This window comes from Hylemonella sp. P2_B10 (genome assembly GCF_056404875.1).
This window is the reverse complement of record NZ_JBFUDE010000001.1, coordinates 584330-602765: the sequence shown is the minus strand read 5'-3', so window position 1 is coordinate 602765 and position 18436 is coordinate 584330. Positions and strand designations below refer to the sequence as shown.

The 18436-nt window shown below is 65.8% G+C and carries 31 protein-coding genes; 28 read left to right on the top strand and 3 right to left on the bottom strand.

Going from position 1 to position 18436, the window contains the following annotated elements; translation table 11 throughout:
- Positions 1-23 precede the first annotated feature (23 nt).
- The 14 genes from AC1DX2_RS02910 (at position 24) to AC1DX2_RS02845 (ending at position 11883) form a co-directional block, all read left to right on the top strand.
- Positions 24-5297, top strand: a complete 5274-nt coding sequence (locus AC1DX2_RS02910) for a phage tail length tape measure family protein (protein ID WP_477194781.1) — start codon at positions 24-26, stop codon at positions 5295-5297.
- Positions 5297-6235, top strand: coding sequence for a hypothetical protein (locus tag AC1DX2_RS02905; protein ID WP_477194780.1), 939 nt, complete (start codon positions 5297-5299; stop codon positions 6233-6235). Before AC1DX2_RS02910 ends, AC1DX2_RS02905 begins: the two co-directional genes overlap by 1 nt.
- 6 nt (positions 6236-6241) lie before the next feature.
- Positions 6242-6649 (top strand): hypothetical protein, encoded by a 408-nt coding sequence (locus tag AC1DX2_RS02900; protein ID WP_477194779.1) that lies wholly within the window; start codon positions 6242-6244, stop codon positions 6647-6649.
- A 2-nt stretch (positions 6650-6651) separates the two neighbouring features.
- Positions 6652-7095 carry a hypothetical protein gene (locus tag AC1DX2_RS02895; protein ID WP_477194778.1) on the top strand — a complete coding sequence of 148 codons (444 nt, stop codon included), beginning with the start codon at positions 6652-6654 and terminating at the stop codon, positions 7093-7095.
- 2 nt (positions 7096-7097) lie between these two features.
- Positions 7098-7607 carry a phage tail protein gene (locus AC1DX2_RS02890; RefSeq protein WP_477194777.1) on the top strand — a complete coding sequence of 170 codons (510 nt, stop codon included), beginning with the start codon at positions 7098-7100 and terminating at the stop codon, positions 7605-7607.
- An 8-nt stretch (positions 7608-7615) separates the two neighbouring features.
- Complete coding sequence (locus tag AC1DX2_RS02885; RefSeq protein ID WP_477194776.1) at positions 7616-8272, top strand: DUF4376 domain-containing protein; 657 nt, start codon at positions 7616-7618, stop codon at positions 8270-8272.
- A complete protein-coding gene (locus AC1DX2_RS02880) occupies positions 8269-8778 on the top strand; it encodes a hypothetical protein (protein ID WP_477194775.1) in 510 nt (169 codons plus the stop codon). The genes AC1DX2_RS02885 and AC1DX2_RS02880 overlap by 4 nt, the downstream gene beginning before the upstream one ends.
- Positions 8779-9105 (top strand): hypothetical protein, encoded by a 327-nt coding sequence (locus AC1DX2_RS02875; protein ID WP_477194774.1) that lies wholly within the window; start codon positions 8779-8781, stop codon positions 9103-9105.
- Positions 9106-9108: 3 nt separating this feature from the next.
- Positions 9109-9333 (top strand): hypothetical protein, encoded by a 225-nt coding sequence (locus tag AC1DX2_RS02870; RefSeq protein ID WP_477194773.1) that lies wholly within the window; start codon positions 9109-9111, stop codon positions 9331-9333.
- The gene (locus AC1DX2_RS02865; RefSeq protein WP_477194772.1) at positions 9330-9824 is read left to right on the top strand and encodes a glycoside hydrolase family 108 protein; all 495 of its coding nucleotides are present in this window, start codon (positions 9330-9332) and stop codon (positions 9822-9824) included. Before AC1DX2_RS02870 ends, AC1DX2_RS02865 begins: the two co-directional genes overlap by 4 nt.
- 40 nt (positions 9825-9864) lie before the next feature.
- Entirely contained in the window at positions 9865-10314 is a 450-nt protein-coding gene (locus tag AC1DX2_RS02860; RefSeq protein ID WP_477194771.1) for a hypothetical protein, read from the top strand.
- A gap of 54 nt (positions 10315-10368) precedes the next feature.
- A complete protein-coding gene (locus AC1DX2_RS02855; protein WP_477194770.1) occupies positions 10369-10692 on the top strand; it encodes a hypothetical protein in 324 nt (107 codons plus the stop codon).
- Positions 10693-10839: 147 nt separating this feature from the next.
- A complete protein-coding gene (locus AC1DX2_RS02850) occupies positions 10840-11628 on the top strand; it encodes a DNA adenine methylase (RefSeq protein ID WP_477194769.1) in 789 nt (262 codons plus the stop codon).
- Positions 11629-11682: 54 nt separating this feature from the next.
- Entirely contained in the window at positions 11683-11883 is a 201-nt protein-coding gene (locus tag AC1DX2_RS02845) for a hypothetical protein (protein ID WP_477194768.1), read from the top strand.
- Here AC1DX2_RS02845 and AC1DX2_RS02840 read toward each other — a convergent pair whose 3' ends face one another.
- Genes AC1DX2_RS02840 through AC1DX2_RS02830 form a run of 3 tightly spaced genes read right to left on the bottom strand, consistent with a single transcriptional unit; the run spans position 11884 to position 13448 of the window.
- Positions 11884-12519: a hypothetical protein gene (locus AC1DX2_RS02840; RefSeq protein WP_477194767.1), complete on the bottom strand. Its 636-nt coding sequence runs from the start codon at positions 12517-12519 to the stop codon at positions 11884-11886.
- A 12-nt stretch (positions 12520-12531) separates the two neighbouring features.
- Positions 12532-13083, bottom strand: coding sequence for a hypothetical protein (locus tag AC1DX2_RS02835; RefSeq protein ID WP_477194766.1), 552 nt, complete (start codon positions 13081-13083; stop codon positions 12532-12534).
- Positions 13084-13127: 44 nt separating this feature from the next.
- Entirely contained in the window at positions 13128-13448 is a 321-nt protein-coding gene (locus AC1DX2_RS02830) for an Arc family DNA-binding protein (RefSeq protein ID WP_477194765.1), read from the bottom strand.
- 94 nt (positions 13449-13542) lie between these two features.
- On the opposite strand from AC1DX2_RS02830, the gene AC1DX2_RS02825 reads away from it, so the two are divergent.
- The 14 genes from AC1DX2_RS02825 (at position 13543) to AC1DX2_RS02760 (ending at position 18435) form a co-directional block, all read left to right on the top strand.
- On the top strand, positions 13543-13713 hold the full coding sequence (locus AC1DX2_RS02825; RefSeq protein WP_477194764.1) for a hypothetical protein: 171 nt from the start codon (positions 13543-13545) through the stop codon (positions 13711-13713).
- An 83-nt stretch (positions 13714-13796) separates the two neighbouring features.
- Entirely contained in the window at positions 13797-14270 is a 474-nt protein-coding gene (locus AC1DX2_RS02820; protein ID WP_477194763.1) for a phage regulatory CII family protein, read from the top strand.
- 125 nt (positions 14271-14395) lie between these two features.
- On the top strand, positions 14396-14710 hold the full coding sequence (locus AC1DX2_RS02815; RefSeq protein WP_477194762.1) for a hypothetical protein: 315 nt from the start codon (positions 14396-14398) through the stop codon (positions 14708-14710).
- Positions 14673-14819, top strand: coding sequence for a hypothetical protein (locus AC1DX2_RS02810; RefSeq protein ID WP_477194761.1), 147 nt, complete (start codon positions 14673-14675; stop codon positions 14817-14819). Before AC1DX2_RS02815 ends, AC1DX2_RS02810 begins: the two co-directional genes overlap by 38 nt.
- Positions 14810-15553, top strand: a complete 744-nt coding sequence (locus AC1DX2_RS02805; RefSeq protein ID WP_477194760.1) for a tyrosine-type recombinase/integrase — start codon at positions 14810-14812, stop codon at positions 15551-15553. The genes AC1DX2_RS02810 and AC1DX2_RS02805 overlap by 10 nt, the downstream gene beginning before the upstream one ends.
- Positions 15546-15776 (top strand): hypothetical protein, encoded by a 231-nt coding sequence (locus tag AC1DX2_RS02800; RefSeq protein ID WP_477194759.1) that lies wholly within the window; start codon positions 15546-15548, stop codon positions 15774-15776. The genes AC1DX2_RS02805 and AC1DX2_RS02800 overlap by 8 nt, the downstream gene beginning before the upstream one ends.
- Positions 15769-16167 carry a DUF7673 family protein gene (locus tag AC1DX2_RS02795; protein ID WP_477194758.1) on the top strand — a complete coding sequence of 133 codons (399 nt, stop codon included), beginning with the start codon at positions 15769-15771 and terminating at the stop codon, positions 16165-16167. The genes AC1DX2_RS02800 and AC1DX2_RS02795 overlap by 8 nt, the downstream gene beginning before the upstream one ends.
- On the top strand, positions 16160-16390 hold the full coding sequence (locus tag AC1DX2_RS02790; RefSeq protein WP_477194757.1) for a hypothetical protein: 231 nt from the start codon (positions 16160-16162) through the stop codon (positions 16388-16390). Before AC1DX2_RS02795 ends, AC1DX2_RS02790 begins: the two co-directional genes overlap by 8 nt.
- A gap of 2 nt (positions 16391-16392) precedes the next feature.
- On the top strand, positions 16393-16611 hold the full coding sequence (locus AC1DX2_RS02785) for a hypothetical protein (RefSeq protein WP_477194756.1): 219 nt from the start codon (positions 16393-16395) through the stop codon (positions 16609-16611).
- Positions 16608-16784, top strand: a complete 177-nt coding sequence (locus AC1DX2_RS02780; RefSeq protein ID WP_477194755.1) for a hypothetical protein — start codon at positions 16608-16610, stop codon at positions 16782-16784. The genes AC1DX2_RS02785 and AC1DX2_RS02780 overlap by 4 nt, the downstream gene beginning before the upstream one ends.
- Positions 16781-17227, top strand: a complete 447-nt coding sequence (locus AC1DX2_RS02775) for a hypothetical protein (protein ID WP_477194754.1) — start codon at positions 16781-16783, stop codon at positions 17225-17227. Before AC1DX2_RS02780 ends, AC1DX2_RS02775 begins: the two co-directional genes overlap by 4 nt.
- Positions 17224-17436 (top strand): hypothetical protein, encoded by a 213-nt coding sequence (locus tag AC1DX2_RS02770; protein ID WP_477194753.1) that lies wholly within the window; start codon positions 17224-17226, stop codon positions 17434-17436. Before AC1DX2_RS02775 ends, AC1DX2_RS02770 begins: the two co-directional genes overlap by 4 nt.
- Complete coding sequence (locus AC1DX2_RS02765; protein WP_477194752.1) at positions 17433-18134, top strand: HNH endonuclease signature motif containing protein; 702 nt, start codon at positions 17433-17435, stop codon at positions 18132-18134. Before AC1DX2_RS02770 ends, AC1DX2_RS02765 begins: the two co-directional genes overlap by 4 nt.
- Positions 18109-18435 (top strand): hypothetical protein, encoded by a 327-nt coding sequence (locus AC1DX2_RS02760; RefSeq protein WP_477194751.1) that lies wholly within the window; start codon positions 18109-18111, stop codon positions 18433-18435. The genes AC1DX2_RS02765 and AC1DX2_RS02760 overlap by 26 nt, the downstream gene beginning before the upstream one ends.
- Position 18436 lies beyond the last annotated feature (1 nt).

The following is an 18436-nucleotide window of genomic DNA, read 5'->3' as shown; positions in this document are numbered from 1 at the left end:
CATTGAGCGGCAACGGTGAAGACATGAAAGTCCTGGTGGCGGCCGATGTCGAGCCCGCCGCACAGGCTATGTCGGGCCTGGCCGACAAGGCCGAGGCCACAGCCGAGCGCGTTGGCACCGCGCTGAAGCAGGTGGACGCCGCCGCCAAGGCCGTCAACACCTCCGCTGGCAAGATGGCCAGCGACTACGTGAAGGACAGCGAGGCCATGGCCCAGGCCGCCACCAAGGCCGGCCAGTCCACCAGTTCCTACGTGCAGGCCCTGGAGGCCGAGGTGGCCGTGCTGGGCAAGACGCGCGGTGAGATCGCTGCATACACCGCCGCCCAGGAAGGCCTGACCAAGGCCGACCGGCTGCGCGCCGTGTCGCTGGGCCAGCAGATCGACGCCTACCACCAGGCTGAGGCCGCCGCCAAGGCCACCGCCCGCGCAGAGGACCTGCGCTATGCCGCCTCTGACAAGTTCATTGCCCAGCTGAAGGACCAAGCCGCCACCCAGGGCCTGAACACAAAGCAGCTGCTGGAATACCGCGCCGCGCAGCTGGGTGTCACCAAGGAAGCGGCGCCGTTCATCGAAGCCGTTGGCAAGGCTGAGCAGGCGCAACATGGCCTGAGCTTTGCCACCGCCGGCGCCAGGCGCGAGCTGATCGTGGTGGCGCACGAGCTGGCCAATGGGCAGTGGAATCAGGCGGCCACCAGCATGTCGGTGCTGGCAGAGCGGACTGATGCACTCTCGCTGGTGATGAGCCCAACCGGCGGCGCAGTTGTCTTTGTGGCGGCCGCCATCACCGGGCTGGCAGTCGCGGCTGTGGCCGGGTCGCACGACCTGGAGCACTTCAACAAGACGGTGGCCCTGACCGGCAACTACGCTGGCCTGACCAAGGGCGAGTTCAACGGCATGGCCACGGCGATCGCGGCTGGCGCTGACAGCAGCATTGGCAAGGCCAAAGACGTCATGCAGGGCCTGGCTGACAGCGGCCGGTTTGCCGCCAGCACGTTTGACCTGGTGGCGGGGACTGCTGCAAAGTTTGCGGTGCGCACCAGTCAGTCAGCCGACGAGGTGGTGAAAGACTTCACCCGCATGGGTGACGGTGTGGTGGCCTGGGCCACGGAGCACAACAAGCAGTACCACTTTCTCACGGCGGCGCAGTGGGACCACATCAACACGCTGGACAAGGAGGGCGAGAAGGAGCTGGCCATCATGGCCACGATGGCGGCGCTGAACGAGCACCTGACCAAGAACGCCGAGCACATCACCCTGGTGGGCCGCGCCTGGCGCAGCACCGGGCAGTGGTTCAGCGAGTACTGGGACATGCTGAAGCGCCTGACGTCCAGCGACACCCTGGACGACTCGGTGACCAAGATGGCCCAGCGCCTGGTGGCCGCGCAGGATCAGCTGGCCAAAGCCAACCCGGACAGCCCTTACTTCGCCGCGCTGAAGAAGAGCGTTGACGAGCTGACTGCCTCTTACGGGCAGCTTCAGGCTGAACGGCTGAAAGGTGTGGCCGATGCCAAAGAGAAATCTGCTTTTGCTGAAGCGCAGCAGAACGCGCAAAAGGCCATTGAGTGGAACAAAAAGCTGAGGGAGTCCGCTGAGTCACTGGCCGACCAGGAAAAGCGGAGAGTCACTGAGTATGAGGCGAACCAGCGGATCATCGCTGCGGCTGATCAAAGCCAGATCGACACCGCCGAACAGCGTGCACGCGCGCTGAAGAAGATCCACGAGGATGTATATGGCAAGCCATCCAAGGCACAGCAGCCCACCTTTGAGAACGATCAGGCCAAGGCCTATGCCCAGTACTTCAAGGACTTCAGCAGGAACGCTGCTGACGCCCAGGCCAAGACACAGCTGCTGACCAAGTCACAGGCCGAGCTGGCCGTCATGGTGGCCGACCCACGCTTTCAGCAGATGCCTGAGCCGTGGAAGCTGCTGCTGCTGGCGGCTGCGGAGTCCGCGGCTTCCATAGAGGAGGCCACGCGGGCCACCAAAGGCTACGAGGATCAGCTCAACGCGCTCAGCAAGGCCGGTGATGCCGTAGTCAAGAACCTGGACGCCCAGATCGCCCGGCAGAAGCAGCACAACGCCGAGATCGGCAAGACCAAGGAACAGGTGGAGCTGGCCCGGCAGGCGACCGAGGACGCCCTGACGGCCGAGCTGCAAGGCCAGGCAGACGCCATCACCCTGCTGATCGAAAAGGGCATGGTGATGACCGCCAATGGTGCGGTGGAGGCCGAAGTTAGCCAGCAGGCGCGCGGCATTTATGCCGAGGTGCTTAAGAACCTCAACGAGCAGATCGCCCGGCGCAAGGAGCTGGCCGGCTTGTACAACGAGGGTGCTGCAGCTGAAGCTGCTGATGCATGGGCCAAGGCGTCTGAGAAGGCCGCCAAGCAGGCCGATGCCGCCTGGCAACGCACTGCCGACAACATCGGGGACGGGCTGACGAACGCCATCCTGGACGGCGGGCGCCGTGGCTGGGAGCGCCTTCAACACGATGCCCTGAAGTGGGTGTTGCGCGTGGCCGTGCAGCCCATCGCCAACTTCGGCGCCTCTCTCCTGAATGGTGTCGCAGGTCAGGGAAGTGGCGGCAGTGGACTTGCTAGCGCCTTCGGCCTGGGCCAGGCCGGCTATGGCGCTTACACCGGCACCGGCATGTACGGTGCTGCGGGAAACTACCTGTTTGGCAGCGGCGCCGCCGCTGGGTGGGAAGGCGGCGCCGCCGCAGGGAGCGTACTGGGCGGCACAGAACTGGCCAGCGGCGTCACCGAGATCGCCAGCTTTACCTCCGCCGGCGCGGAGATCGGGGGTGGCGCGGCGCTGGCGGCCGAAGGCGGCGGCCTCGCTGCCACCGAGGGCACGTTGGCCTCCATGGGCCCCTATGGCTGGGTGGCCGCGGCGGTGGTCGCTCTGCTGGCGATGGCCGGCGGCGGCGGCACGCCGACGAGTAGCACGGGTGATTCGAACGCCACTTTCGACCCGCTGGGCAACAAGCTCAATGCCAACGTCTTCAGCGCTGCTGACACCTGGGCCCACCCCAGTGAGCATTCCGAAGGTGTGGTGGCCGGACTGGAAAGCTCCTACCTGGCCGCGGCGGCCAAGCTGGGCATTGGCGCGGTGGCCACCAACTTCAGCTACTCGGGCAACACTGGCGAGAACGGCCAGCACCCCAATTTCGGCCTGGGCGGGTCTGCTGGGGACAGCGCCTTTTACCAGTCCGAGACCACGCTGAGTGACGACGCGGTGAAGCTGGCCGCGTCGCGCGCGTTGGTGGCCGCGCTGAAGGGCAGCGACGTGCCCCAGGAGATGCAGGCGCTGTTTGACAGCATCACGCCCGCCACCGCCACGCAGGCGCAAATTGACACCGTGCTGGCGGCCGCCCAGGCCATTGCGGACTTTCACGCGGCGGTGGCCAAGCTGCCGCCGCAGTTTGATGCGTTGAAAAATCTGTCTTACGACGACGCGAAGAGTCTGGTGGCCTTTGCCGGCGGGCTGGACCAGTTCGCTGCCAGCGCCAACGGGTATTTCAACGACTTCGCCACCGCCGCCGAAAAGCACGACGCCCTGGTGGCCGGCATCACCCAGACGCTGGTGGACGCCGGTGCCAACCTCACCGCCGCCGATGTGGCCGGCGTCACGCGCGACACCTACACCAGCCTGGTGACTCAGGCCCAGCAGAACCTGGCCACCGAGGCTGGCCGCAAGTGGTACGCCGCGCTGCTGAGCGTAGAGGGCGCCGTCAACCAGCTGGTGCCCGCACAAGAAGCGCAGGCCGAAACCGCCAAGGACGCCGCCGATGCGCTGAAGGTGCAGCTGGAATGGCAGGACAAGCTGGACGTGCTGCAGGGCCGCACCACCGACCGTCAGCTGCAGCTGCGCGACGCGCTGGCCAGCACCACCGACCCGGCGGTGCAAAGCACCATTCGCCTGGTGTTTGCGCTGGAAGACCTGGCCGAGGCCAACAGCAACGCCGCCAGCGCCGCGCGCGATGCCACCAGCGCTGCCATCACCGCCGCGCAAACCAGCCAGGCCATGGCCATCAGCGCCGCGCAGGGCGAGACGGACTCCGCCTTTGCCGGCGTGCAGCGCGCCATAGCAGCCAAGCAGCAGCAGCTGGCCGACGCCCGCGAGGTGGACCTGCAGTATTACCAGGACCAGATCGAGATGGCCCAGGCGGCCGTCAGCGCGCTGGAGCCGCTGTCGCAAGCCCTGCACCAGGCCATGGAGACGCTGAAGGGCGTGCAGCTGGGTCCGCTGGCCAGTCGGCAGAGCGCCCAGGCGCAGATCCAGACCGCGCTGGCCATTGCCAAGGCTGGTGGCCCGCTGCCCGACGCGCAAAAGCTGCAAGGCGCGCTCAGCACCGTCAGCCAGGGCCAGCCCGAGCTGTTCAGCAACCGCGAGGCCTACCTGCGCGACGCCGGCCACACCGCCGCCGCGCTGGCCGAGCTGAGCAAGCTGACAGACGACAGCCTGACCGCCGAGCAAAAAGCGCTGAAGCTGGCCCAGGCGCGCGAGAAGGCCACAGAGCAGTACTACAAGTGGATGCAAGGCAACGTGGCCAGCCAGTTGGACGCAGCGCAACACCAGATCAACCTGCTGCGGGGCATCGCGGACGGCACCACCTCCGTGGGCGCGGCGATCGACCGGCTGACGGCCGCCATTGCCGGCGAGCGGGCGGTGACCACCCAGGCCAGCGTGGGCGGTCAGTTTGACGCCTTCACCACCGCCATGAGCGGCAAGAGCGGCGTCAGCACCTACACGGACGCCGACCGCACCCGCCTGGCCGGCAACGACCCCGAGCAGGCCCGCCAGCTGCTGGCCGGCATCTACAGCGCCGTGTTTGACCCCAGCCAGCCTGACGGCATCAACCAAACCAAACTGGCCGGCTATGCCGACGCCCTGGCCAGCCTGGCCACCTATTACGCCAAGGTGGACCACAGCAAGCTGGACGGCGGCACTCTGGCCTTTGCCAAGAAGCTGGGCCTGCCGGGCTTTGCCGGCGGCACGGCCAGCGCCAGCGGCCTCTACGTGGCGGGCGAGGGCGGTGGCCCCGAGATCATTGCCAGCGGCCAGGCACGGGTGTGGAACGCCGCGCAAACCCGGAGCATCCTGGGCGGCGCCGGGGGCGGTGGGCACAGCGGCGCGCTGCTGGCCGAGATGCGCAACTTCAACCGGGCGCTGGACCGGTTTGCTGCCAACAGCCAGGCCGAGAACCGCGCCATCGCCCGCAACACGCTGGGCACGCACCAGCTGCTGGTGCGGGTGACGCGCAAGGGCCGGGCCCTGCAAGTTGAGGATGCCACCTGATGCCTACCTTGCAACCCGGTTTGAAGATGATCGTGCCGGTGGACGTCACCGACGCGGTGCTGACGGCCACCAATGTGGCGGAGACCGAGCACGCCGCTTACAACGCCGGCACCACCTACGCCCAGGGCAACCGGGTGCAAGACGCCAGCGCCGGCGTGCACTTGATCTGGGAAAGCCTGATCAACGGCAACACTGGCAATGACCCGCACCTGGCCATCAATGCCGACAAGTGGCTGAAGATAGGCGCCACCAACCCCTGGCGCGCGTTTGACAACAGCACCGGCTCGCAGACCACGAAAGCGGACAGCTTCTACTTCACGGTGCGGCCTGGCGCCTACATCCCGTCGCTGTTCCTGGGCAATGTGGACGCCGCCAGCATCGTGGTGCAGTACGTGGATGACGTGGACGGCCTGGTCTACGACACCACCATCTACACCTCGCTCACCATGCTGCTGGGCGACTGGGACAGCTACTTCCTGGACCTGGTGGTGGCCGCCACCGACTTCTTCCTGAACGACTTGCCGCTGTCGGCCGCCGGTGCGCTCACCGTCACGGTAAACAACGCCGGCAAGACGGCCGCGCTGGGCGTGTTCCGCATGGGCCGCGCGCTGGCGCTGGGCCTGGTGCATTACGGCGCCCGGATCACCCTGAACGACTGGAGCGTGAAAACGCGCGACCCGTGGGGCGGCTACACGGTGGAGCCGGGCGAGTTTTCGCTGTCAGGCAGCTTCGAGGTGATCGTGCAGAAGGCGGTGGTGGACGCCGTGGTGGTGATCCTGCGCCGCTACCGCGCGCAGCTGGTGGTGTTCATCGGCTCGGATGACTACCGCTGCACCTACCTGTTTGGCTGGCCCACGTCGGCGGAGATCGGCATCGACTACCCGACCGAATCCATCCTGAACATCGACATTGAAAACGTGCCCTACCTGAACGAGTGAACACCCATGGCAGTACTTGACCAACTCCCCGACGCGCCGCAGCGCGGCACCGCGCCCAGTGTGTTCGCCCTGGCGGCCGACACCTTCCTGCGCGCGCTGGTGGTGTTTTGCACGCAGCTGCGCGCGCTGATCCCAACCATCCTGGCCGCCTATGGCTACGCGCAGGACGCTGCCAACTCGGCCACCACGGCCGCGGCCAGCTCGCAAAACGTGGGCAGCTGGACCAACTACGGCGCCAACGCGCTGACCGCCGGCAAGAGCGTGAACCACCTGGGCTACACGTGGAGCCTCAACAACAACCTGGCCAACGTGGCCCTGCAGGAGCCGGGCATCAACAACGCCAACTGGACCTGCCTTAACCCCGGCAATGCCTTCGCCACCCTGTCGGGTGCGCAAACCTTTGGAGCTCTCTGACCATGGCCGCAAACACGCTACCCATTTTCCCCAAGACCCCGGTGGTGGCGGCGCTGTCGCTGGCGGCGGCCGCGGCCTGCACCACGCGTGCGCCCACGGCCACGGCCGGCCTGGCGGGTGCCAACATCCTGGCGTTGGTGGCTGCAGCTGCCGATGGCCAGCGCATTGACAAGATCAAGGTGCAGGCCTGCAGCTCGGCCATTGGCGCCACCACGGCCGCGCAGCTGGTGCAGATCTGGATCTACAACGGCACCACCGCGTATCTGTATGACGAGATCGCAGTGGCGGCCCAGGTGCCAAGCACCACGGCGCCGGCCTTTGTGGCCAGCAAGAGCTACACCGACCTGGTGCTGCCGGCCGGCTGGAGCCTGTATGCCAGCACCACGGTGGCCACCACCGCCAGCACCACGGCGCTGGAAGTGCTGGCCTTTGGCGGGGCCTACTGAGCATGTTCCCGAACAGCTTTGCGCGCCCTGCCGACCCGGCCGAGAACACCGGCATCTACGTGGGCTTTCACGCCATGCATGACGGCGAGACGCCGCCCGCCGGCTGGCTGGAGCGCGACGGCTCAAGCCTGCTGCGAGTGGGCACCTTCGCGGCGCTGTTTGCCTTTTATGGCACCAAGTACGGCGCGGCCGACGCGCTGCACTTCAACCTGCCAGACGATCGAGGCCTGTTCGAACGCAACTGGGCCCACGGCAGCAGCCGCGACCCCGACCGCGCCAGCCGCACGGCAGACACCACCACAGGCGCCACCATGGCCGCCGGCGACCACACGGGCACTCTGCAGGCGGATGCGTTTAAGGCCCACACCCACACCGGCGCCGTCAGCGGCCTTGGCGGCGTGAATGGCGGTGCAGGCAACCTTAGCGACGGCACCACGCCCAACACTGGCAGCACCGGTGGCAACGAGACCCGACCCATCAACCGGGCGCGCATGCCCATCGTGAAGTATTGAGGCGCGCAATGAACATCTACACCTTTGACGCCGACACGGGCGAGCTGCTCGACACCCGCCAGGCGCACGCCAACCCGGCCTATGGCGAGGAGGGCCAGCCGCAATACCTGCTGCCGCGCCTGGCCACCTTCGACGTGCCGCCGGCCGCCGGCGAGCACCAGGCCGCCGTGTTTGCCGATGGCGCCTGGAGCCTGGTGGCGGACCACCGCGGCACCACGGGTTACACGGCCGAGGGTGAGCTGGTGACCATCACCGCTCTGGGCGACACGTTGGACAGCCTGGGCCTGACGGCCGAGCCGCCTGCGCCGGATTTGGACACCCTGAAGGCGGCGAAGAACGCGGAGATCAACGCGGCGCGGCTTGCGGCCAACTTCACCAGCTTTCCCTACGGTGGCAAGCAGATCGCCTGCGACCAGCTCAGCCGCTCGGACATCGACGGTACCAACGGCTATGTGGCGCTGAACGGTGCGCTGCCGCCAGGCTGGCCAGGCGGCTGGAAAGCCATGGACAACACCGTGGTGGTGATTGCCGACCTGGCGACGTGGAAGGCCTTCTATGCCGCCATGTTTGCCCAGGGCAATGCCAACTTTGCCCACGCCCAAGCCCTGAAAGTAACGCTGGCGGCCGCCACCACGGCCGAGGCCATACAGGAGATCACCTGGTGAACTACGACCAAGCCCGCCCCCTGATCCAGTCCGGCGACCTGCTGGCCTTCAGCCACTACACGCTGCGCGACTTGTACGACCTGCAGATCCAGATCGTGCGCTGTGCCACGCAGAGCGAATACAGCCATGTGGGCATCGCCTATGTGATGGGCGGCCGGGTGTGGCTGATCGAGTCCGTGGTGCCCAAAGTGCGCATGATTCCGCTGAGCAACGTGCTGCAGGACGGCCCCTTCTACTGGACGCCGCTGGGCACGCCCCTCAGCGACGCCGAGCTGGAGTTTTACTGCAGCGAGATGGGTGTGGGCGACTACAGCAAGCTGGAAGCCGTGCAGGCGCAACTCGGCCGCTTGGACATAGGCGCCAACCACGATTGGGAATGCGCTGAGCTGGTGATTTCCGGCCGGCGTCGCTCCGGCCTGGACCTAGGCCCAAAGGCCGTGCCCACCGATGTGGTGCGCGCTGCGCAGCGCCGGCCTGGCGCTAGCACAACGTTGGTGGAGGCGTGAATGTCCAGGGATAGCGAATGGGGCGGGCCAGAGCGACGCAACCACATCGGAAGCAGGCGCGGCGTGCACTTCAACAAGACCATTGACCTGGGGCACATCCTCTCGATGCTGGGCTTTCTGGTGGGCGTGATGGTGGCTTGGAACCAGTTGGACAAGCGGGTGACGGTGCTGGAAGAGCAGCGCAAGGTGCAAGAGAGTCGTGACCTGAACCAGGACGGCCAGGTGCGCGACAGGTTCAGCGAAATCAAGGAGTCGCTGATCGAGATCAAGGGCAACGTGAAGGCCCTGAGTGAGAAGCTGGAAGCGTCAGGCAAGCGGGGCAGGTGAGCCATGCCCCCAGTCGCACACCACCTGGCCCGCATCGGCCGCTGCCTGCTGGACAACCTGGAGAGCCTGCTGGAGGGGGCGGTGCTGTTCGTGTGTTTTTGGTACGGCGGCGAGGTGCTGGCCGTGGTGGCCGGCATTGGCTGGCCGACCTGGGAGATCTACAACCGCGTGCGCTTTGGCGGAGTGCGCTCGTTCAGGGAAGTGCTCCGCCGGAGGAAAAAACCATGAGCCAATTTGGATCTGCATTTGACAAGGCCATCGGCCGCGTGCTGGGGCACGAGGGCGGTTACGTGAACAACCCGGCCGACCCTGGCGGCGAGACGCAATGGGGCATCAGCAAGCGCAGCTACCCGCTGCTGGACATCAAGACGCTGACGCGCGAGCGTGCCGTGGAGCTGTACCACCGCGACTTCTGGGCCCGCGCCGGCCTGGACGCCATGCCCTTTGCCATCGCCAGCCAGATGCTGGACTTTGCCGTGAACAGCGGCATCGCCACCGCCACGCGTGCCCTGCAGCGCGCCGTGGGCGTGGCGGACGACGGCATTGTGGGCCCGCACACCCGCGAGGCCATTGCGGCCATGCAGCCGCATGACCTGGTGATGCGCTTCCTTGCCGAGCGCTTCATCTTCTGGACCGGCTGCAAGGGCTGGCCAGAGTTTGGCAAGGGATGGGTGCGCCGCGGCGCCGAGCAACTGCGACTGGGGGCAGACGATGTTTAAGCAACTTGGAGCACTCAAAGATGCATTTAGCCTTTTCCGTGTGGGCGGCCAGATCAAGGAAGCGGTGCGCGCCAAGCAGTTGCAGATCCTGGTGGGCCTGCTGGTCACTGCCATTGGCCTGGTGGACGGCATTGCAACGGCGTTTGGCCACCCGCTGCACCTCACGCAGGCCGTCATCGAGCAGCTGGGCTTTGGCCTGGCCAGCCTGCTCATTGGCGCTTATGCCGTTTATAACGTCGTGCTCACTGCTCTCAGCAGTGCGAAAGTCGGACTACTGCCAGCAAAGCCAGCCGACGCACCTGGCGCGCCAGATTCAGGCCAGCCACCCGGAGTGCCTGGCCTACGAGCGCCTGCGCCGCCCAGCCCTGTGCAGCAGCCCAGCAGCGGGCCTGAGCGTGGCGCCGATCCTGCGCCACCCGCTGCCCCAGCCGAGCAGCAGCCAAACCCTGGATACATCCACCTCGACGCCAGCTGCCAATACATTGGTTGAGGGCGTCGCCATCGCACGCAAGTGCACGTTTGCCAACCCTTGAAGGAGATCACCATGCTTTTGAATATCGCCGCCATCCTGGCCTTTGCCCGCAAGGCCCAAGCCGTGGCCGCCATCGCCCCGGCCATTGTTGACATTGCCTCCAGCCTGAACGCCGTGATGCCCAAGGGCACGCCCGGCAAGGAGAAGATGGAGGTGCTGACCGGCTACGCCAAAGCCGGGCTGACCGCTGCTGGCATGGTTGAGGAACAGTTCAACCACCTGTGGCCGGACGTGCAGCAGCTGGTGGAGAAGAGCCTGGCGGCCGGCAAAGCCATTGCGGCTGCGGCGGGCACCGGTGCCCCTGCGCCGGCGCCCCAGGTATCGGGGCCTACCTAACCAGGGGCCACAAAAGACAGGGCGACTGCCCCTGGTGCGCTAACACCAGCTGCAGCCGCCATTCCACAGCTCCCTGTGGGCCAGCCAAGGCCCTGCCACCTCCCGGGAGGCAAGGGCAGTGTATCGAGAACTCGGAGCTGTTCAATCATGGCAATGCCAATAATCCCCTGGTTAGGTGGAAAGCGTCGTCTAGCCGACACAATCCTGGCCAGGTTCCCGCCGCACACCTGCTACGTGGAAGTTTTTGCAGGCGGTGCGGCGCTCTACTTTTTGCGCCAGCCCGCCCACTGCGAGGTGATCAACGACGTCAACGGCGACCTGGTGACGCTGTACCGCGTGGTGCAAAACCACCTGGAAGAGTTTGTGCGCCAGTTCAAGTGGGCGCTGAGCAGCCGTGAGATTTTCAAGTGGACGCAAGACACCCCGCCCGACACGCTGACCGATATCCAGCGCGCGGCGCGCTTCTTCTACCTGCAGCAGCATGCCTTTGGCGGCCGCGTGGAGAGCCAGAGCTGGGGCACCGCCACCACCGCCCCACCGGTGAACCTGCTGCGGCTGGAAGAGAACCTGAGCGCTGCCCACCTGCGCCTGGCCGGCACCTTCATTGAGCGGCTGCCCTGGCAAGAATGCGTGCGCCGCTATGACAGGCCACACACGCTGTTCTACATGGATCCGCCTTACTGGCAGACCGAGGGCTATGGTGTGCCATTCCCCTGGGAGCAGTACGAGCAGATGGCCACCATGCTGCGCGTCATACAGGGCAAGGCCATCGTGAGCCTGAATGACCACCCCGATATCCGCGCCTGCTTTGCCGGCATGCACATGGAGACGGTGCCCATCACCTACACCGTGGCCGGCGGCGGGAAGGGCGCTGAGCGGAGCGAGGTGCTGATTTACAGCTGGGATGTGGAGAAGGAGCCGGCGGGGTTGTTTTAGCTCGCAGTTGACATAGATCAAGTGTCGCCCGAGGTGTGCGCGCAGTATGCGAGCATGACACTTCAACCCCACTACAACTGGAACATGCCTTCCCAGCGCAAAGGCAAAGATACCTGGGTCACCAAGGAAAAATTGACCGAGCGGCAAGCCATCAGGACCAACCCCGACGCGTGGCCGGTGCTGGGATCAATGGTGATGCTGCCGGTGGAGGATCATCTGGCCGTGACGGTGAATGGTGCGTTGCATAGGCACTGATCAATGCTCCCCAGGTGGTCTCTGCACCCGGCCCATCTCGCTCTCAATGCGCGTTCGTTCCCGCAGCGCGGCTTGGTGGACGCGGTGGATCAACTGCCAAACGCGCACCAGAGAGTAGGTGGTGCCATAGCAAGTCAGCTCAAACGTGCTGGTGTTGAAAAACTGCAGGAAGGACGGCTTCATCTTGCGGCCGTCCAGCAGCTGGATCTGCAGCACTTCGTGATCGGCCACCATTTCATGGGCCAGCATGCCTTCGTGGGAGTGCATGTGCCTGTCCATCCGCTCGTCAAAGTGCTCCAGGTAGTTGCGCGCGTCGACGATTTCTGTGAACTCTTTCTCATCAACACCCATTGCAGCGGCTAGCCGCTGCGCGCGCGCCTTGGCGTCGGGCGTGGCGCCTTTGCCAACAAAAAGCAGCTTGTTCACAATGCCCGCGTGCGCCAGCATGGAATGCGCCAGACCCAGAAGCCACGAGTCGTCTGGCGTTTTTTTTAACAATGTGCGCATCTCGTCGTATGCGCGCTTGGAGAAGGAGCACTGGCGGTCTATCTCCAGGTAGTAAATCGCGTCGGCCCAGCCTGGCACGAACCCTTGACCCCATTTTTTGCGCAGCTGTTCTGAGGTTTCGTCGGCCATGGTGATTAAGCCTCAGCCCAACCGGTTCATCTTGGTGAATAGCTGCTGATCTTCGGGCGTCCGCTCGGCCGGCGCGGCCGCAGCCACCGTGACTGGCGTCACTTCAGATCCGCAATACCGGCACTTGATGGCGGCCGCCTTGATGGTCTCTGCGCAGAATGGGCACTCCCGCTCAGTGGGCGCGGCTGCAGGCGGCGCCGGCGGGTCGAACACACTGGATCGCTTGTCGACGGTGTGCGGGGGCGGCCAAGGTGCTGATGCGGGTGACGGTGTGGCAGGGTCACCGTGGGTGGTCTCTATCCATCCCTTGCGCAAGTAGTCACTGGCCAGGATGCCCTGAATAGAGAACGCATAAATGATGGATAGCAGGGGCACCGTGAGCACCAAAAGCGGCCCCCCACTCAAGCCACCGGACGCTGCTTGCACAAAGAACCAGATGAAGAAATGCTTCCACTGGCCTTTGACCAGCAGGTAAAACCCGCCGAAGAGGAAGGCCCACAGGCCGGCCAGGCCGCTCACCTCTTCAGTGTGTCCGTTTGCCGGGTTTTTGAATTGCCGCGCCATCGCCTTCCCCCTTTTATTTGTCTAGTCAGGCCTGACTGATCACCTCACTTGAACAGTGTCAGCAGTGCGAGCTGCTTTTCCGGTGGCAGGGTTCTGAACAGCTCAAGCATAGCTGCCTCTGTGTGCTGTGCATTCACGGCGCCGGCCACTTCCGCCGACTGCGCGTTTTTCTTCACCGCTGGCTTTGCCGTGGCGCCAATGCCGGGCGTGGACTTCGCCTCCAGACTCTGCTGGAGGCGCACATTGATCTCCGCTGTCAGCTTACGCGCAGTGGCCGTCGCTTCACGCTGCAGGGCGTCTTTCAACTCCACAGGCATCCGCACCAGCACGTTGGTGTAGTTCTCGGATTCAGTTGCTGTGGTCATTGGGGCATGCCTATAAAAATATTTTCAAAGCCCTGTTGCATTTACCGGAGACCATCTATATAGTTCTATATAACTCCATATGGAACTATATGTAATGAAGAAACCAGACAAGCAGAACATTCTAGTCAGTGTTCCGACGCCACTGCTTCGGAAACTCGACTCCGCCGCCAAGGCGCAACGCCGCAGCCGCACTGCTGAAGTGTGCTTGCGGCTGGCCGAGAGCCTGAAGGCAAAGCCGCGGGCCAAGCCAGAGGTATCAACGTGAAGGGGGCGAAGAGGGCGCTCACGGCGCAATCCTCTCCCGCGGCTCTACGTGCCACAAGTGAATTGGCGCGCGCCAGCCACCAATTGGCACCCAAAGGCGCAGCGATCAGGCGCGCGGCCAATCCCTTCCAGGCCTTCCGCGACATGGTGCTGGCCACCGACGTGGACGAGCTGGCCGCCAACATGGGCCTGAAAGTCGGCACGCTGTACAACAAGGCCGACGCCGACGAGGGCTCACACCACAAACCCACGCTGCGCGACGTCGTGCTGGCCACGCGTGCCACGGGCGACATGCGGGTGCTGGATGCGCTGGATGCCATGTTCGGCCGAGTGGCCTACGTGGTCAGCGACAAGAGCCACTGCAGCGACATCGAGCTGCTAAACCTTCTGGCAAAGCTGGGTGCACAGAACGGCGAGTTCCACGCCGTGTTGTTCAACGCGCTTGCAGACGGCAAGTTCACCCAGGCCGAGCTGGAGCAGGTGCGCGCCGAGGCGCATGACGTTATCTCAGCGCTGCTGGCCCTGGTGGACCGGCTTAAAGGGATGGTCGATGCGTGAGCGCACCTATCCCCCCGTCACGCACGCGGTGCCCGCTGGCCACCAGCTCAACACCCACCGCCTCGCACTTTCCCTGGCAGCAATGTTCGGCCCGGCCATTCTGGCCGCCCTGAAGGAGCAAGCCCATGGCCACGCACCCGAAGCAGCACCCGCCCAGCCAGCAGCAGCTGGAGATTCCCCAGCTGCAGGAGGAGCTGGAGCTGCGCGCCGCCCGGGTGTTGTACGCACGCTCCCGCTTCCTCAGCAGCCGCTACGCGACGTTCGACAAGTTGATGGCGCAGCCGCTGGTGGCCAGGTGCTTGCGTTTGGCCGCAAAGCACAACCTGCGCCTGGCCCAGCTGCCGGGCAACCGCCCGGAACACCGCCCGCCACCGAAGAGTGAGCCGGCGCGTGGCGACCTGTTTGTTTCTCAAGAAAAAGAAGAGCACCGCCGCCATTGACTGGCTGGTGGTGCCGATGGTGTGCCTGGCGCTGCTGGTGCTGGGCAGTTGGATGGATGGCGACTTCGGCGTTTTAGCACTGATCAAGGAGATCTACACATGGCGATGATGCGGCGTTATTTGACGGATGAAGAACAGCGCAAGCTGCTGGCCGCGGTGCGGCTGGTGGCCGGGCTGGACAAGGTGGACACCGAGGCCGGCGCGCAGATGCGCGTGCTGGCCGCGCGGGACTGGGCCTGGATCAAGGCGCTGCTGGAGACCGGCATGCGCGTGGGCGAGCTGGCCTGGCTAGAGCTGGCCCAGGCCAAGCACGCGCTGGCCACCGGCTGGCTGTGCGTGCGCGGCGACCAGCGCAAGGGCGCCAACGACAAGCCGGGCAGGGCGCACGAGTATGTGGTGACCGAGCCGCTGCGCCGCTGCCTGGTGCTGCTGGTGCGCCTGCAGGGTGAGCTGCGGCCGATGGGCGTGGCGGTGCTGGGCGCCGAGCCGTTGATGTGGGGCCGGCCGCGCACCGATGATGGTGGCCACCTGGTGGTGGGCCACATCAGCGTGCGAAGCCTGCAAGACCGCATGAAGGTGTGGCTGCGCCTGGCCAGCCTGGACCAGCGCGTCAGCCCGCACTGGATGCGCCACAGCCGCGGCGTGAACGTGATGAAGCGCAGCCGCGGCGGTAACCCGCTGAAGAGCGTGCAGCTGGCCCTGGGCCACGCCAGCATTGCCAGCAGCGGCATCTACACGCAGATGCTGCGCGAGGACTTTGTGCGCGACATGCACCAGGTGGCGGGGGGGCGGGTGCCCAAGGCGCTGGCGGTGGCGATGGCGGGGGAGGTGGCCCATGGCTAAGCCCGACATTGCCACCTGCGTGGGTTGCCAATGCACCGACGTGCGCGCATGCCCGGGCGGCTGCAGCTGGCTGGCGGTGAACCGCGACGACGGCAACGGCGTGTGCAGCTGCTGCCCCAAGAGCCTGGCGGGCTGGCGCGCGCAGCAGGTGGAGCAGCGCAAGCCGGCGGGGGCCGGCGGCGATGAAGGCGGCGAACTGTTCACGGGAGGGGCCCATGGCTGAACCCATCCAAGAAACCCGCACCGGCCAGCTGCGTGCGCTGCTGCGCCTGTGGTTCATGGCCCAGGGCGATCATGGCGGCGCCATGGTGGTGCGCCGCGTGCTGCTGAGCCTGTACAACGGCCGGCGCTTCCCCATCGACCTGACGGACCTGCGCCGCCTGGATGCGCAGAACTTCCAGGACTGCCTGGCCGTGATGGTGCTGGACTACCAGCCGGCCATGGAGGTGCACGTGTGGATCGGCAAGCTGCTGCAATGCCGACCCGTGGGCCCGGAGTTTGAGCAGTGGGCCTACGACATGCGCCTGGCTGGCCGGTGCAAGAAGTTCCAGCTGACTGACCTGGCCAACCTGGCGGCGGTGCCGCGTGTGGCGGCGGAGGTGGCCCATGGCTAAGCCCGATGTGGAAAAAATCCAGAGTTCGTTCAACGCCATACAGCACCTGCTGCGTAGGATCCAGCGCGATCCGCGCCTGGCTTACTACTTCGGCGGCACGCAAAGTCTGGAGCTGCTGCTGCAGGCCCATGCCGATCTGACCGAGCAGGACGTGGCTGTGGTTCGTCTCGCCTACATCCCAACGCTGAAATACGAGGCGCCGCCGGCGCCGGTGGGGGCCTGAGCATGTCGATGTTCCAAATCACCCACTACGACGCCAGCGGCCACCGCCGGCGCGCCCGCGTCACCGCCCGCAACGTCACCGACGCCATGGACCAGATGGACGCCGAGTATGGCGCCGGCCTGGGCGGCAGCGCCATCCGCCTGGAGCGCCGGCTGGACCTGGTGCCGGTGACCAAGAAGAACGAGGCCCACGCCCCGTGGCCGCACAAGGACGGAGCATGACGCGCGCCTGGTGGGCCACCAAGGCCGCAGCCTTTGAGCTGCTGTATTGGGCCAGCCTGGCCGCCGCTGTGCGCCTGACGCGGCTGAAGACCTGGGCGCGCGAGCGCTGCTGGCATGCCGAGAGCCAGGCCACGGTGCTGGCCGCGGTGGCCAAGGCCAGGGGCGGCAAATGACGGTGCGCACCGTGAAGGACCGCATGCTGCTGCGCCTGATGGCGGCCGAGGGCGACGGCTACCTGACCCGCCACGAGCTGGGGCAGGGCCTGAGCAGCTCGCCTTCGGTGGTGGAGGACGCGGTGGCCGACCTGGTGGCCGAGGGCAAGGCGGTGCACGGCGCACACCTGGGCTATCGGCTTGCGGGCACCGAGCTGTGCCGCCAGGCGGCGCGCCAGCTGGTGCAGATGGCGCCGCACCCCACCGGCGGCTTTCGCCGCGCCACGGTGGGCCGGCAGCGGGGCCCCGAGACGCTGCTGGGCGTGGCCGAAACCTGCGAGGCCGTGGCCGGCCTGGGCGTGGTGATGTACGAGCTGGCGCTGCCCAAGCCGGTGGGCCTGGACGACACGCTGGCGCAGGCCCAGGCGATGGTGGATTTTTCAATGAGAGGGACAGACACGTGACGGAACCTATCTACAAGGTGGACGAGCTGCTGCAGCGCCTGCTGGATCTGCTGCGCAAGCAAAAGAAGGCGCTGAGCCGCGACCAGGTGAAGGCGCTGCTGGCCCTGCCGGACTACGCGGTGGACGCTGCGCTGGAGGCCGCCATGCTGGGCGGCCGCGTGGTGTATGCGGCGGGGGAGGGGTATTGGATTGAGGCGGTGGGCCAATGACCAAGTCACGCGGCATCATGGCCCCCCGCCGCCCCCTGCAACAGTGTGAGCTGGTACTGCTGCGCGAGGTGTACCCCGACGTGCCAGGCGCCGACCTGGCCGCGCTGCTCGATTGCTCTGTCAGCCGCGTGCACCGCACTGCCAACCGCCTGGGCATTGAGAAGAGCGAGTACTTCAAGGCGCAGGACTATTCCGGGCGCGTGGCGCGCGGCCGGCAAAGCGAGGCCATGAAGCGTACTCAGTTCAAGCCTGGCCAAACGCCGCCCAACAAGGGCATGAAGGGATGGTCTGCCCCCGGCACCGAGGCCACACGCTTCCAGAAGGGCAACCTGTCGCACACCCACGTGCCGGTGGGCAGCTACACCGTGACGGATGACGGCTACCTGAAAGTGAAGGTGTCGGACGACCGCACTGTGGCCAGCCGCTTCAACTGGGTGTTTGTGCACCGCCAGGTGTGGGAGGCCGCCAACGGCCCGGTGCCCGAAAACCACGTTGTGGTCTTCAAGCATGGCGTGCGCACTGCCAAGCTGGAAGAGATCACCCTGGACCGCTTGGAGTGCATCACTAGAAAAGACCTGGTGCAGCGCAACTCCATCCACCGCTACCCGCCAGAGCTGAAGGAAGTGATCCGCCTGGCGCACAAGGTCAACCGAAAAATCAAGGAGAGAGAAGATGCCCAACGACAACCATATATCTGACGTGCGGCGCCATCTGTTCGCGCAGCTAGAGGCCTTGGCCGACACCACCAAGGCGTTGGACCTGGACCGCCAGCGCGCAGTCTGCGAGACGGCTCAGACCATCATCAACTCGGCCAAGGTGGAGGTGGACTACCTGAAGGTGATCGCCGGCGCCGGGGAGATCAAGTTCCTGGAGACGCCAGACCCCGCTGATGGCGAAGAGACGCAAGCGTTGCCGGCCCCCCCAAAGGACCCGTTGGCCAGCGGCCCTGCAGCCGGCCACCCGTGGCGCACGTCGGTGGTTCACCGGCTGAAGGGCTGAC